This is a genomic window from Pseudomonas fluorescens (assembly GCF_900636825.1).
Classification (GTDB): domain Bacteria; phylum Pseudomonadota; class Gammaproteobacteria; order Pseudomonadales; family Pseudomonadaceae; genus Aquipseudomonas; species Aquipseudomonas fluorescens_BG.
This window is the reverse complement of record NZ_LR134318.1, coordinates 4409030-4422770: the sequence shown is the minus strand read 5'-3', so window position 1 is coordinate 4422770 and position 13741 is coordinate 4409030. Positions and strand designations below refer to the sequence as shown.

Annotated in this window: 15 protein-coding genes; 6 read left to right on the top strand and 9 right to left on the bottom strand. The window is 60.0% G+C overall.

All coding sequences use genetic code 11. The features are described from left to right. Window positions 1-214: 214 nt before the first annotated feature. Both EL257_RS20070 and EL257_RS20065 read left to right on the top strand, forming a co-directional pair. Window positions 215-1549, top strand: coding sequence for a dicarboxylate/amino acid:cation symporter (locus tag EL257_RS20070; RefSeq protein WP_126365556.1), 1335 nt, complete (start codon window positions 215-217; stop codon window positions 1547-1549). A gap of 266 nt (window positions 1550-1815) precedes the next feature. Then, window positions 1816-2997: a CaiB/BaiF CoA transferase family protein gene (locus EL257_RS20065; protein ID WP_126365554.1), complete on the top strand. Its 1182-nt coding sequence runs from the start codon at window positions 1816-1818 to the stop codon at window positions 2995-2997. A gap of 116 nt (window positions 2998-3113) precedes the next feature. On the opposite strand, the gene EL257_RS20060 is transcribed toward EL257_RS20065, so the two are convergent. Together EL257_RS20060 and EL257_RS20055 are read right to left on the bottom strand one after the other, a co-directional pair. Further along, window positions 3114-3608, bottom strand: a complete 495-nt coding sequence (locus EL257_RS20060; RefSeq protein WP_126365552.1) for a SprT family zinc-dependent metalloprotease — start codon at window positions 3606-3608, stop codon at window positions 3114-3116. 127 nt (window positions 3609-3735) lie between these two features. After that, on the bottom strand, window positions 3736-4338 hold the full coding sequence (locus EL257_RS20055) for a Yip1 family protein (protein WP_126365550.1): 603 nt from the start codon (window positions 4336-4338) through the stop codon (window positions 3736-3738). Window positions 4339-4682: 344 nt separating this feature from the next. Between EL257_RS20055 and ttcA the strand changes: the two genes are divergently transcribed. Together ttcA and EL257_RS20040 are read left to right on the top strand one after the other, a co-directional pair. Next, on the top strand, window positions 4683-5507 hold the full coding sequence (gene ttcA / locus EL257_RS20050; RefSeq protein WP_007917513.1) for a tRNA 2-thiocytidine(32) synthetase TtcA: 825 nt from the start codon (window positions 4683-4685) through the stop codon (window positions 5505-5507). Between the two features lie 134 nt (window positions 5508-5641). Continuing rightward, window positions 5642-6316 (top strand): DNA-3-methyladenine glycosylase I, encoded by a 675-nt coding sequence (locus tag EL257_RS20040; protein ID WP_126365548.1) that lies wholly within the window; start codon window positions 5642-5644, stop codon window positions 6314-6316. Between the two features lie 101 nt (window positions 6317-6417). Here EL257_RS20040 and EL257_RS20035 read toward each other — a convergent pair whose 3' ends face one another. Genes EL257_RS20035 through arsC form a run of 3 tightly spaced genes read right to left on the bottom strand, consistent with a single transcriptional unit; the run spans window position 6418 to window position 7792 of the window. Beyond that, window positions 6418-6843: a DUF2069 domain-containing protein gene (locus EL257_RS20035; protein WP_126365546.1), complete on the bottom strand. Its 426-nt coding sequence runs from the start codon at window positions 6841-6843 to the stop codon at window positions 6418-6420. A 2-nt stretch (window positions 6844-6845) separates the two neighbouring features. Next, window positions 6846-7442 carry an NAD(P)H:quinone oxidoreductase gene (gene wrbA, locus EL257_RS20030; RefSeq protein ID WP_126365543.1) on the bottom strand — a complete coding sequence of 199 codons (597 nt, stop codon included), beginning with the start codon at window positions 7440-7442 and terminating at the stop codon, window positions 6846-6848. Then, entirely contained in the window at window positions 7439-7792 is a 354-nt protein-coding gene (arsC, locus tag EL257_RS20025; RefSeq protein WP_126365541.1) for an arsenate reductase (glutaredoxin), read from the bottom strand. The genes wrbA and arsC overlap by 4 nt, the downstream gene beginning before the upstream one ends. Before the next feature lie 113 nt (window positions 7793-7905). On the opposite strand from arsC, the gene EL257_RS20020 reads away from it, so the two are divergent. Beyond that, window positions 7906-8373 carry a TlpA disulfide reductase family protein gene (locus EL257_RS20020; RefSeq protein WP_126365539.1) on the top strand — a complete coding sequence of 156 codons (468 nt, stop codon included), beginning with the start codon at window positions 7906-7908 and terminating at the stop codon, window positions 8371-8373. Between the two features lie 99 nt (window positions 8374-8472). Here EL257_RS20020 and EL257_RS20015 read toward each other — a convergent pair whose 3' ends face one another. Together EL257_RS20015 and EL257_RS20010 are read right to left on the bottom strand one after the other, a co-directional pair. Then, complete coding sequence (locus EL257_RS20015) at window positions 8473-8877, bottom strand: META domain-containing protein (RefSeq protein WP_126368204.1); 405 nt, start codon at window positions 8875-8877, stop codon at window positions 8473-8475. Continuing rightward, window positions 8877-9311 carry a hypothetical protein gene (locus EL257_RS20010; RefSeq protein ID WP_126365537.1) on the bottom strand — a complete coding sequence of 145 codons (435 nt, stop codon included), beginning with the start codon at window positions 9309-9311 and terminating at the stop codon, window positions 8877-8879. Before EL257_RS20010 ends, EL257_RS20015 begins: the two co-directional genes overlap by 1 nt. Window positions 9312-9444: 133 nt before the next feature. Between EL257_RS20010 and EL257_RS20005 the strand changes: the two genes are divergently transcribed. After that, the gene (locus EL257_RS20005) at window positions 9445-9900 is read left to right on the top strand and encodes a hypothetical protein (protein ID WP_126365535.1); all 456 of its coding nucleotides are present in this window, start codon (window positions 9445-9447) and stop codon (window positions 9898-9900) included. A 3-nt stretch (window positions 9901-9903) separates the two neighbouring features. On the opposite strand, the gene EL257_RS20000 is transcribed toward EL257_RS20005, so the two are convergent. Together EL257_RS20000 and EL257_RS19995 are read right to left on the bottom strand one after the other, a co-directional pair. After that, on the bottom strand, window positions 9904-10893 hold the full coding sequence (locus EL257_RS20000; protein ID WP_126365533.1) for a 2-hydroxyacid dehydrogenase: 990 nt from the start codon (window positions 10891-10893) through the stop codon (window positions 9904-9906). An 83-nt stretch (window positions 10894-10976) separates the two neighbouring features. Then, complete coding sequence (locus tag EL257_RS19995) at window positions 10977-13730, bottom strand: response regulator (RefSeq protein ID WP_126368202.1); 2754 nt, start codon at window positions 13728-13730, stop codon at window positions 10977-10979. Between the last annotated feature and the right edge of the window lie 11 nt (window positions 13731-13741).

Genomic DNA, 13741 nt, shown 5'->3' with positions numbered 1-13741 from the left:
CATGAAAATCTTCCTGAGCCCTGATATCAAAAGGCTGGCTGCCCATCGCACCAATCTGGCACGACGTTTGCGATACAAGCGACAGAAGCGTGCATTTATCCCGTAGGAAAACGCCGCTCCAACAACAAATCCCTCCAGTGCAGGAGGGTTCGCAATTGAGGTTTCGCGCCCAACAGATGGATGTTGCCACGCGGGACTCTTGAGGAAACTTGCAATGACGACTCGTCAGCCACTGTACAAATCCCTGTATTTCCAGGTGATCGTTGCCATCGCCATCGGCATCCTGCTTGGTCACTTCTACCCTCAGACCGGTGTGGCCCTCAAGCCGCTGGGTGACGGGTTTATCAAACTGATCAAAATGGTCATCGCCCCGATCATTTTCTGTACCGTTGTCAGCGGCATCGCCGGCATGCAGAACATGAAATCCGTGGGCAAGACCGGCGGCTACGCGCTGCTGTACTTCGAAATCGTATCCACCATTGCCCTGCTGATCGGTCTGATCGTGGTCAACGTTGTGCAACCGGGCGCCGGCATGCACATCGATGTCACCACCCTCGACGCCTCGAAAATCGCCACTTACGTGACGGCCAGTAAAGACCAGAGCATTGTCGGTTTCCTCCTCAATGTGATCCCGAACACCATTGTCGGCGCGTTCGCCACCGGCGACATCCTGCAAGTGCTGATGTTCTCGGTGATCTTCGGCTACGCCCTGCATCGCCTGGGCTCGTACGGTCGTCCGTTGCTGGACATGATCGATCGCTTCGCCCACGTCATGTTCAACATCATCAACATGATCATGAAACTGGCGCCGCTGGGTGCCTTCGGTGCGATGGCGTTCACCATCGGCGCCTATGGTGTCGGCTCGCTGGTGCAACTGGGCCAGTTGATGATCTGCTTCTACATCACCTGCGTACTGTTCGTCGTGGTGGTGCTGGGCGCGATCTGCCGTGCTCACGGTTTCAGCGTGTTCAAACTGGTGCGTTACATCCGTGAAGAGCTGTTGATCGTACTGGGTACTTCCTCGTCCGAATCCGCGCTGCCACGCATGCTGATCAAGATGGAGCGTCTGGGCGCGAAGAAATCGGTAGTGGGTCTGGTGATTCCGACCGGTTACTCGTTCAACCTCGACGGTACTTCGATCTACCTGACCATGGCCGCCGTGTTCATCGCCCAGGCGACTGACACCCACATGGACATCACCCACCAGATCACCCTGTTGCTGGTGCTGCTGTTGTCCTCCAAAGGTGCGGCGGGTGTGACCGGTTCGGGCTTCATCGTTCTGGCCGCTACCCTGTCGGCAGTGGGCCACTTGCCGGTGGCCGGTCTGGCGCTGATCCTCGGTATCGACCGCTTCATGTCCGAAGCCCGCGCACTGACCAACCTGGTCGGTAACGCTGTCGCCACCATCGTGGTTGCCAAGTGGGTCAAAGAGCTGGACACCGATCAGCTGCAAACCGAGCTGGCTTCTGGCGGTCGCGGTATCGCCGACGCGCGTGAAGAAGACGACCTGGGTGTGGCTGAAGGCCTAACCCCGAGCAATGTGAAGTAAGCACAAGAACTCTGCATCAGTGCGATGTGGGGGCTGAAACAAAGCCCTTGTGGTGAGGGGATTTATCCCCGATGGACGCGCAGCGGCCCCTTCTTCAACTCTGGAGAAGGGGCCGCTTTGCGACCCGTCGGGGATAAATCCCCTCGCCACAGGGGTTTTTTCTTGCCTGCGATTTGAGCGGAACGGTCACACCCGCTGACATTTGCGGTGATTGCTGCATCGGCAATGGCTGCCTAGGCTGAGAGCATCGCCCAAGGAGTTCGCCCATGTCTGCACCGCTGGCCTCACTGAAGATTCTCGATTTCTCGACCTTGCTACCGGGACCGTTCGCCTCGCTGCTGTTGGCCGACATGGGCGCCGAGGTGTTGCGCATCGAGTCGCCGACCCGCCTCGATCTGCTGCGGGTTCTGCCGCCGCACGATGGCGGGGTATCGGCCAGTCACGCTTACCTCAATCGCAACAAGCGCAGCCTGGCGCTGGACTTGAAGCAGCCCGAGGCGCTGGACGTGATCAAGCGATTGCTGGGCGATTACGACATTGTCCTCGAACAATTCCGCCCCGGTGTCATGGAACGTCTGGGTCTTGGCTATGAGGCGCTGAAAGCGATCAACCCGAAGCTGATTTACGTGTCGATCACCGGTTATGGCCAGACCGGCCCTTACCGGGATCGCGCCGGACACGACATCAACTATCTGGCGCTGGCGGGATTGGCTAGTTACACCGGCCGCGCCGACAGCGGGCCGCTGCCGCTGGGCATGCAAGTGGCGGACGTGGCCGGAGGATCACTGCACGGGGTGATCGGGCTTCTCGCAGCAGTGATTGCCCGGCAGCAAACCGGGCAGGGCACGCACCTGGACGTGAGCATGACCGACTGCGCCTTCAGCCTCAATGCCATGGCTGGCGCCGGATATCTGGCCTGCGGCGCAGAGCCGGATTGGGAAGACCAGATGCTCAATGGCGGCAGCTTTTACGACTACTACCGCACGCGGGATGGACGCTGGATGTCGGTCGGTAGTCTGGAGCCAGCGTTCATGCGGGCATTGTGCGCAGCGCTGGGTTGCCCGGAACTGGCGGCACAGGGATTGTCACCCAAGCCTGATCAACAGCACGCCTTGAAAGAGGCATTGCGGATCGAATTCGAGCGGCATGACTTTGCGCAATTGTGCGAGATGTTTGCCGGGATCGATGCGTGTGTCGAGCCGGTGTTGAGTCTGGGGGAAGCGGTGCGGCATCCGCAGCTACAAGCGCGTCGACTGGTAACACAGGTGCCGCGCGGGGAGGGCTCGACCCAAGCGCAGATGGCGTGTCCGCTGAAATTCTCCGAGGACTTGCCGGCACCGCGGCACGTGGGCGCGGCGTTGGGGCAGCATACCGATGAGGTGTTGGAGGAGTTGGGACTTAGCCCTTCGAAAATTGCAGACCTGCGTCGCGCCAAAGTCATTCTTTAGCGCCTGTTCCAGCCTCATCGCTGGCAAGCCAGCTCCCACAGTTTCCGAGGTGTTCACAAAACCTGTGGAAGCAGGCTTGCCAGCGATGGGGCCAGCCAGGGCGCCGCAGGAACCAACTATTCCACCCGCGTCTCACCACTGAACGTCAAAGTGTTGCGGCAGCGGCGACATAAATACCGTCGCCCCTGCCGGACCAGACCATGGCGCTGCGCGGTAAACGGAAAATCGCTTTCAGGGCATGGGCACTTGTAGATATAGCGAGTCACGCTGCGCCGCTTGATTTCATAGGTATGGCAGCGATCAGGCGGCAGTTCGTAAACGCCGCGCATGATCAATTGCCATTCTTCGCCATGGGGCTGGATGCGCTCGCCGAACAACTGATGGGCGATCAGGTGCGCGACTTCGTGGGCCACGGTCTGCTTGAGGAAATGTTCGGTGTTTTCCCGGTACAGCTGCGGGTTGAAACGCAGCAGGTTCTCGTGCAGATGCGCGACGCCGGCTTTCTGCCCGCGCAGCTTGAGGCTGACCACGGGGCGTTTGAAGGTACGTTTGAAAAAGGATTCTGCGAGTTGGTAACAATCTTCGACGCGGGTATTGAGTTGCTCGGGCATGCTTGATGGATCTCCAGAGACGTCGAGTATGCCGCAACGCCACCGACTTGCGAATCGCCGAGCTGCCGAATGGTCGTTGTGCAAACGACAAGGCCGCCTTGCGGCGGCCTCATCCACCACGAGTTGGCTAATTGGTGTAGACAGGCCCGACGCCCAGGCCCCAGACGATAACAGTGAACGCCATGATGGCGACCAGCACTACCAGCCCCACCGCCAGCACCGAGCTGGAAAACAGGAATCCCTCGTCCGACGGAATGTTCATGAACGTTGGCAGGCCTACATACAACAGATAGACCGTGTAACAGATGGCCGCTGTGCCGACGATCATCCCCAGCCACATATGCGGATACAGCGCCGCCAGCCCGCCGACGAACAACGGCGTCGCGGTGTAGGTAGCGAACGCCACGCAACGCGCCAGGCTCGGATTGGCATCATAGGTGCGCGCCATCCAGTGTACGAACGCGCCCATGACCGCGACGCCGCCGAGCATCGCCAGGTAAGACATGACGGTCATCCAGATCGCGCTTTCAACCGTCAGCATCACCGGCGGGCGGTTGCCGATCACCCAGCCCACCTGAGTAGTGCCGATGAACGCCGAGACCGCCGGGATAGCCGCCAGAATCAGCGTGTGCGTCAGGTACATGTGGCTGATGCTTTCTTCTTGGTCGCCACGGATCTCCTTCCATTCCTGATCAGGGTGGGTAAACAGTCCCACTACGTGATGGATCATGCCAGTCACTCCTCTTGTTATTGCCATCGCCCCCCAAACGGAGCGCTTACGGGCCAAGTGGCCGAGCAAATACAGGTCATTGGGTGTGTGCGACCTTATGACGCAGTATAGGAAGGACTTAACCGCACAGGTATTGGGGGCTTAGAGCAAATCGCGCTGTAAACGCGAGGGGTAATCGCATTCTCCTCTGTAGGAGCTGCCGAAGGCTGCGATCTTTTGATCTGGCTTTTCACCCTCAAAAGATCGCAGCCTTCGGCAGCTCCTGCACGGAATGCGTGTTGAAGGAGGTGACTGTCGGGATGCTAAAATGCCCGCCTTTCGTCACACCTCACGGATTTCGCGTCATGGGCACTCTTACGGTCAACCAGAACAAACTGCAAAAGCGCCTGCGCCGCCTGGCGGGCGAAGCGGTCGCCGATTTCAACATGATCGAAGACGGCGACAAGGTCATGGTCTGCCTGTCCGGAGGCAAAGACAGTTACACCATGCTCGACGTGTTGCTGCATCTGCAGAAGGTTGCGCCGATCAAATTCGAAATCGTTGCAGTGAACATGGACCAGAAGCAACCGGGTTTCCCCGAGCACGTGCTGCCGGCCTATCTGAAAGAGCTGGGCGTCGAGTACCACATCGTCGAGAAAGATACCTACTCGGTGGTCAAGGAACTAATTCCGGAAGGCAAGACCACTTGCTCGCTGTGCTCGCGTCTGCGTCGCGGCACGCTGTACACCTTCGCCGATGAAATTGGCGCGACCAAAATGGCCCTCGGTCATCACCGTGACGACATCGTCGAGACCTTCTTCCTCAACATGTTCTTCAACGGCAGCCTCAAAGCGATGCCGCCAAAACTGCGCGCCGACGACGGCCGCAACGTGGTGATCCGCCCGCTGGCCTACTGCAACGAGAAAGACATTCAGGCCTATTCGGATCTCAAGGAATTTCCGATCATCCCGTGCAATCTCTGCGGCTCGCAGGAAAACCTGCAGCGTCAGGTGGTCAAGGAGATGCTGCAGGACTGGGAGCGCAAAACCCCGGGCCGCACCGAGTCGATTTTCCGCAGTTTGCAGAACGTGATCCCCTCGCAACTGGCCGACCGCAACCTGTTCGACTTCACCAGCCTGAAGATCGACGAGACCGCGGCTTCGCGCTTCGTCAACGTCGTCAATCTGTAAAACCATTTCAAATGTGGGAGCGAGCCTGCTCGCGAAGAGGGCGTATCAGTCAACATATCAGTTGAATGACACACCGCTTTCGCGAGCAGGCTCGCTCCCACACAGGTTTCTTGTTTCATTCAATAGGAGAGGGCATGCGCGATTACAAGTGGCTGCACGAATACTGTCTGAATCGTTTCGGTTCAGCGGCTGAACTGGAAGCCCATCTGCCCGTTCCCAAAACTGCCGCACAACTGCGCAAGATCCGCGACGACCGCTACCTTTCGACCATGGCCCTGCGGGTGTTTCGCGCCGGGCTCAAGCACAGTCTGGTCGACGCGAAATGGCCGGCATTCGAGGAAGTGTTTTTCAAGTTCGACCCGGAAAAAGTCGTCCTGATGAGTGCCGAACATCTTGAACGGCTGATGCAGGACGCGCGGATCATCCGGCACTTGGGCAAGCTCAAAAGCGTGCCGCGCAATGCGCAGTTCATACTCGATGTGGAAAAGGACAAGGGCAGTTTCGGTACGTTGATCGCCGACTGGCCGGTGACCGACATCGTCGGTTTGTGGACGTACCTGAAAAAGCACGGACATCAACTTGGCGGACTGTCGGCGCCACGGTTTCTGCGCATGGTCGGCAAGGACACGTTTGTGCCGAGCTATGACGTAGTCGCCGCGCTGAATGCACAGAAGATCGTCGACAAGGTGCCAACCAGCCAGCGTGATCTGGCGACGGTGCAGAATGCGTTCAATCAGTGGCACGAACAAAGTGGCGGCCGGCCGATGAGCCAGATCTCGATGATGCTCTCGTACACCGTCAATCATTGAGACCGAGTTGCGCCAATCGCTAGCAGGGCTAGCTCCCACATTGGTTGTGTGTCGTTCACAGAACCCCTGTGGGAGCTAGCCCTGCTAGCGATGGCGGTCTGTCAGGCGACGGAAATTTCGCCTTCACCCGCCAATTTGCGATTCAACTGATACCGCCAGCGCACATACAACAGCGCCGAGCAGAACACCGCCAGGCTCGCGACCATCTCCAGCACACCAAACAATTGCCGGTTCGGGTCATACGCCGCCAGTGCGCCTTTGATGAAATACAGGTTCACCACAAAACACATCCATGAATGCCCGCGCGCGCTGCCCATGATCATTGCCGGTGCGAGAATGATCCAGGGGATCAGCTCGACCAGCAGAATCACCCAAGGCCGCGCGCCATGCAGGTCGGCGAAGATCAGATAGTAGGCGCCAAGCAATCCGGCCAGGGCGAAAAAGCTCAGCAGACTGATGACGCGCATCGCTTTGACGCGCGGCTGCAGCCATTCGACGGCGTGCAGGATCTTCGGCTTCTTCGCCACCGTCAGCGCTCCAGTTTCTGCGCGGTCTTGGCCAGGCGCAGACCGAGCGCACGACACAGTGCGATTTCGTGCTGATCCAGCGCGCTTTTGCCGTCCGCACCGGCGTGATGACTGGCGCCGTACGGCGTGCCGCCACCCTGGGTTTCCAGCAGCGCCGATTCGCTGTACGGCAGGCCGGTGATCAGCATGCCGTGGTGCAACAACGGCAGCATCATAGACAGTAGCGTGGTTTCCTGGCCGCCGTGCAGACTCGCGGTCGAGGTGAACACGCCGGCCGGTTTGCCGACGAGCGCGCCGGTCAGCCAGAGGTTGCTGGTGCCATCAAGGAAGTATTTAAGCGGCGCCGCCATGTTGCCGAATCGCGTCGGACTGCCAAGGGCCAGGCCGGCGCAGTTTTTCAGGTCATCGAGGGTGGCGTAGAGCGCGCCATCAGCGGGAATGTCCGGCGCCACCGCTTCGCATTCGCTGGAGATCGCCGGCACGGTGCGCAGGCGCGCTTCAAGACCGGCCTGCTCGACACCGCGGGCAATCTGCCGGGCCATTTCGTTGGTCGCGCCGTTGCGGCTGTAATACAGCACCAGAATGTACGGCGTGCTCATGGCAACAACTCCAGCAGATTTTCCGGAGGGCGGCCGATGACGGCTTTGTCGCCGGCTTCGAGAATCGGCCGCTCCATCAGTTTTGGATGGGCGGCGATGGCATCGATCAATTGCGCTTCGCTGAGGTTGTCATCAGCCAGTTGAAGCATTTTGTATTCATCTTCACCAGTGCGCAGCAACTGGCGTGCGCTGATGCCAAGCTTGCCGAGCAGTGCCTTGATTTGCCCCGCGTTCAGCGGGGTTTCGAGATAGCGCACCACGGTCGGCGTCAGGCCGCGGGCTTCGAGCAGTTCCAGCGCGCCGCGGGATTTCGAGCAGCGCGGATTGTGATAAAGCGTCAGATCGGTCATGGCGGGTCGCTTCTGGCGTAAAGTGGCGGCTATTCTAACTGTGCAGCGCGCAATCCAGAACCTTCAGAGGCATTGGGCCGCAGGCGTATTCGGATTTTCACAAGGAACCACACATGACACGGCGATTGGCAGCGGCATTGACGGTAATCGGGGCGTTGATGCTGGGGGGCTGCGGCAATGATTACGGGATCGACCAGAATGGTCAGAAGGTCGCTTCCGAGCGACTGGACAAGCATTGGCTGATCGTCAATTACTGGGCTGAATGGTGCGGCCCGTGTCGCACAGAAATCCCTGAACTCAACCATCTGGCTGATGAGCTCAAAAGCAGGAATGTCGGGGTGTTCGGGGTCAACTTCGACAACGTGCAAGGTGCGGAACTGAAAGAAGCCAGCGAAAAACTCGGCATCAAGTTCACCGTGCTGGCGCAGGATCCGGCGGAGCTGTTCGAATTGCCGCGCAGTGAGGCATTGCCGGTGACGTACATCATCGACGACAAGGGCAAAGTGCGTGAGCAGCTGCTGGGTGAGCAGACGGCGGCGGGGGTGATGGCGAAAATCGAGGCGTTACAGTCCAGCAATTAAGTCATCAACCAAAAAAGAAGATCGCAGCCTTCGGCAGCTCCTACACGCGCAATCATGTAGGAGCTGCCGAAGGCCGCGATCTTTTTTGCGGCTGAACGATCAACCCTCTTCCAGCCACCAGCGCAACGGCTTGCCTTCGGCCGGCCACAGACGCATCTGCTCGATCGGCGAAATATCCCAGCGCTCGACATGCTCCAGCGCCTGCAAAAACCGTTGTTCCTGCTCCATCAATGCTGGCGGGCAAAGTTTGCGGGTCTTGCCGATCTTGCCGAAGCTGATCTTGTCACCTTCGAGGGTGTACGGCGCGAACCAATGGTTACAGCCGCCATTGCCATAGGCACGGCCATCATCGCCCAGCGTAATGGTCAGATGGCTGTAATCCATCAACGGGCGTTCGCCGATCCACTCCAGAATGTAGCTGCGGTTCTGCTGCAATTGCACGGGCTGCGCGGCGCAACCGGCGAGACCAACACCCACCAGTGCGGCCAAAGCAAGGCGTTTCATCATGCCGGCTCCTGGCATTTCGGGCACAGGTGCTTATCGCCAACGGCTTTCCAGCCCAGCTCGGCGATGCGCGCGGTGGCGGCCGGTTTTTCGGCGGCTTTACCGAGTTTCGCGTCCACTGCGAATTCGATGCTCGATTCTTTGCCGCAGCTATCGCAGTTGACCTGCCAGGTGTGGATCGCCAGTTCGCCGAAAACCGGGCCGGTGGTCATCGCGGTCCATTGGCCCGGCGGGTTGATCAGGTGGCGGACGGTGTCGACGGTCAGGCGCATGGACAAATCCTTGCTGCCTTTGAGCGTGACCAACAGGACATCACCGTTGCGGATCGAACCACCGTTGCCGGTGACCTGATAGCGGCCCGGAACGAGAGCGCGGCATTCGGTGAGGGTGTGTTGCGGGTTCATCAGGTTGTAGCGGAAATCGTGTTCGACCATGGGTCCTCCAAATATGCGCGATATGCTAGCACGGGCTCGATTGCAGCATGCTGCGCGCTTGCGACCTTCGATCCGGTTCAAATCGACAGGCGCTCATGGCACACTGCCGCCCTCGAATCTGAAGGAACGGAACATGGCGCTGATCGAATGTTATGAATGCAAGCGGAGCGTCAGCTCCGAAGCCACGGCATGCATTCATTGCGGAGCGCCGATGGCCGAGCGACCGGCTCATATTCAGGCGCCGCACGCAGCGGCGCCAGCGTCTACGATTTCATTCGGCAGCCTGCCGCGTAACAAAGCGGTGCCAGAGGCGATCACGTTGCCGCCGCTGTCTGAACCGCTGCCGAAAGTCATGCCGGCAGCGGCGGGGCGTCGACGCCGGCAGCAGCAAAGCGAACCGGCTGTTCAAGCGCCGAGCAATGCGGACGGCAGTCGCCCGGTGGAAGGTTGGCTGAAGATCATGGCGTTTCTGTTGCCGATGGTTTTTGTCTGGTTCCTGCTGCGCAGAGGCCATTCGCTGAAGCAGCGCTTTTTCGGTTTCGGCTGGCTCGCGCTACTGATTCTGGCCTCGTCGCTCTCACCCAAATAAGCGTCAACCTTCGACCTGGTTTTGCGGCGCCCCGGCCGCCCAGGTTGCAATATTGTGCAGCGTGGTCGCGGCAATCGCGCCCAGCGCTTCTTGGGTCAGAAAGGCCTGATGAGCGGTGATGATCACGTTGGGAAAGGTCAACAAACGCGCCAGTACATCGTCCTGCAACGGCAGGTCGGAACGATCCTCGAAAAAGATCTGTGCCTCTTCTTCGTAAACGTCCAGCCCCAGATAGCCCAATTGTCCCTCCTTTAACGCATCGATCAGCGCCGGCGTATCGACCAGCCCGCCGCGTCCGGTATTGATCAACATGGCGCCCGGCTGCATGTGTGCCAGCGAGTCGCGGTTGATCAAATGTCGGCTCTGTTCGTTGAGCGGGCAATGCAGGCTGATGATGCGCGATTGCGCGAGCAATTGCGGCAAGCTGAGATAGCGCGCGCCCAGCGCCAGTACTTGAGGGTTCGGGCAGGGATCATAAGCCAGCAATTCGCAGCCGAAACCGTGCATGATTTTCGCGAACGTTACGCCGATCTGCCCGGTGCCGACGATACCCACCGTTTTGCCGACCAGATCGAAACCGGTCAGGCCATGCAGGCTGAAATCGCCTTCGCGGGTGCGGTTATAAGCGCGGTGCAGGCGCCGATTCAGCGCGAGGATCAGCGCCACCGCATGTTCGGCCACCGCATGGGGCGAGTAGGCCGGGACACGCACCACGGCCATGCCCAGGCGTTTCGCTACGGCCAGATCGACATGGTTGTAGCCGGCGGAACGCAGGGCGATCAGGCGTGTGCCGCCGGCAGCCAGTCGTTCCAGCACGGCAGCGCTGAGATCATCATTGATAAACGCACACACCACCTCGTGCCCGTCGGCCAGCGGCGCCGTGTCGAGACTTAACCGCGCCGGCTGAAAGTGCAGTTCGATCCCGGCCGGGCAAGCGGCGCCGAGAAAACTGTCGCGGTCGTAAGTCTGGCTGCTGAAGATGATCGTACGCATGAATTCCTCCTGGAACGGCAACGTGGGCGCAAATGATCCACGACAACCTTAGCGGTGTTGCGCGTAATCGGCATTGCCGTGGATCAGGCGTTGATCCTTGCCTGCGCAGCCAGACGATTGATCGCTCGCTCCAGATCGTCGAGGGCCACCAGCGCTTTGGGGTCATTCTGTTTCAGCAGGGTTTCGCTGCGCTGACAGGCTGAGCGCAACTGTGGCACGCCGCAGTAACGAGTCGCGCCGTGCAAGCGATGGACCCGTTCGATCAACGCATTCTGATCATGGTTGTCACGGGCGGCACGAATGGCTTCGCGATCGGCTTCCAGCGAAGCGAGCAGCATTGCCAGCATGTCCGCAGCCAGATCTGCCTTGCCAGCGGCCAGACGCAAACCTTCTTCGTGATCGAGAACCGGCAACTCACTGCTGGCACCGGCGTGCTCGTTGTTGCGTTCCGGCCCCTGATTACGCAAAGCCAGCCCGGTCCATTTCAACACCACTTGGGCCAACTGCCGTTCGCTGATCGGTTTGGTCAAATAATCATCCATGCCGCTTTGCAGCAGGGCACGTTTCTCGTTGGCCATGGCATGGGCGGTGAGGGCGACGATCGGCAGCGGCGTGCAATGCCGCTCGCTTTCCCACTGGCGAATGGTTTCGGTGCTTTGGCGACCGTCCATGCCCGGCATTTGCACATCCATCAGCACCAGGTCGAAGGACTCGCTCTGCACCGCTTTGACGGCGGCGTAACCGCTTTCCACGGCCAGCACCTTGGCGCCCATGTCTTCGAGCAGGGTTTGCACCAGCAACAGATTTGCCGGGTTGTCGTCGACGCAGAGCACTCGCGGCGCGCGACTCGCCAGCGGCTCGCCCGGCTCGTTGCGCATCTGGCGTGGATTGGCCAGGTCCGAGAGTGCGCGACGCAGTTTGCGCGTGCAGGCCGGTTTCGCCTGCAACTGGCTGTGCGGGTTGGGCACGGACAGATGGAACAGCGTCTGTTCAGTGGTCGGGCACAACACCAGCACTTTGCAGCCGAGATGTTCGAGGTCCCAGATGTGCTGATTCAATCGCTCGGGGAGCATGTCATTGCTGGTGATGCCAAGCACTGCGAGATCAATCGCCTGGTCAGTCTGATGCGCACCGGTCACGCCATTGGTCAGGCTTTCCAGGGTATTGAAGGTGGTCACGTCGAGGCCGCAGTCTTCGAGCTGATGCTGCAACGCCTGACGGGCCAGTTCGTGATTCTCCAGCACCGCTACGCGGCGCCCGAGCAACGGCGCCGCTGGCAGGTCTTCAGCGTCGTCGCGGGTTTTCGGCAGGCTGAGGCTGATCCAGAATTCCGAGCCTTCGCCCGGCGTGCTGTCGACGCCGATCTCCCCGCCCATCTGTTCGATCAGGCGCTTGGAAATGACCAGCCCCAGACCGGTGCCGCCGGGTTGGCGCGACAGCGAATTGTCGGCCTGACTGAAGGCCTGAAACAGCGCGCGTACGTCCTGACTCGACAGACCGATACCGGTGTCCTGAATGCTGATGCGCAGTTGCACGCTATCGTCATGCTCTTCCTCGAGCATCGCCCGGGCAACGATGGTGCCTTCGCGGGTGAACTTGATCGCGTTGCTGACCAGATTGGTGAGAATCTGCTTGAGTCGCAGCGGATCGCCGACCAGCGACAGCGGCGTGTCGCGATAGACCAGACTGACCAGTTCAAGCTGCTTGGCGTGCGCAGCGGGGGCGAGAATGGTCAGGGTGTCCTGCAACAAGTCGCGCAGATTGAACGGAATATGGTCGAGGACCAGTTTGCCGGCCTCGATTTTCGAGAAGTCGAGGATCTCGTTGATGATCCCCAACAGGCTGTCGGCGGATTTTTCGATGGTGCCCAAGTAATCGAGCTGGCGCGGGGTCAGCTCGCTTTTTTGCAACAGGTGCGTGAAGCCGAGGATGCCGTTGAGCGGGGTGCGGATCTCGTGGCTCATGTTGGCAAGGAATTCGGACTTGATCCGGCTGGCTTCCAGCGCCTCTTTGCGCGCCAGATCCAGTTCGATGTTCTGGATCTCGATGGTTTCCAGATTTTGCCGGACGTCTTCGGTGGCTTGATCGACGCTGTGCTGCAGTTCTTCGCGAGCGTTTTGCAGCGTGCCGGCCATGCGGTTGATGCCGGACGCCAGTTCATCCAGTTCCTGACTGCCGAGCGGCGGCAAACGGGTTTCCAGGTGGCCGTCCTTGAGCTGCGCGACGGCTTGCTTGATCTGGCTCAGCGGCCGATTGATTGTGCGGCCCATGCGCAATGCCAGCAGCGCTGCGCCAGCCAGACCGGCGGCGATCAGCAGCAGACTGGCAAACAGGCTGCGATAACCGCGCAGCAACATGCCGTTGTGCGACAGCTCCAGCTCGACCCAGCCGAGCAGGCGGTTGGACTCTTCCGGGATCAATTCGCCGGCGAGGTTGCGATGCTTGCCGAACACCGGCATCAGGTAACGCGTCGCGTCATTGCCGCTGCGCCGTTGCAGCAGCGCGCTGTCACCGCTCGGTGCCTGATTGAGCATGGTCGGGCCGGCGTGGGCGAGTGGCGAGCGATCCGGCGCGAGGAACGTGACCGCGCGTACGTCCGGCTGTTCGAGGGATTGCGTGGCGATGCGCTCCAGCAGGTCACCGTCGCCATGGCCCATGGCGGGGGCAACCAGCGGCGCCAGTTGCTCGGCGATCATTTCGCCGCGCTGCATCAGTTGGCTCTGCAGGTCGGACTGCTGCGTCCAGGTGAAATAGCCACCCAGCACCAGCGCCATCAGGCTGGTCGGCAACAAGGTCAGCAACAACACACGACCTTTGATTCCCAGTTTCTTGAGCACGCCTCTCTCCT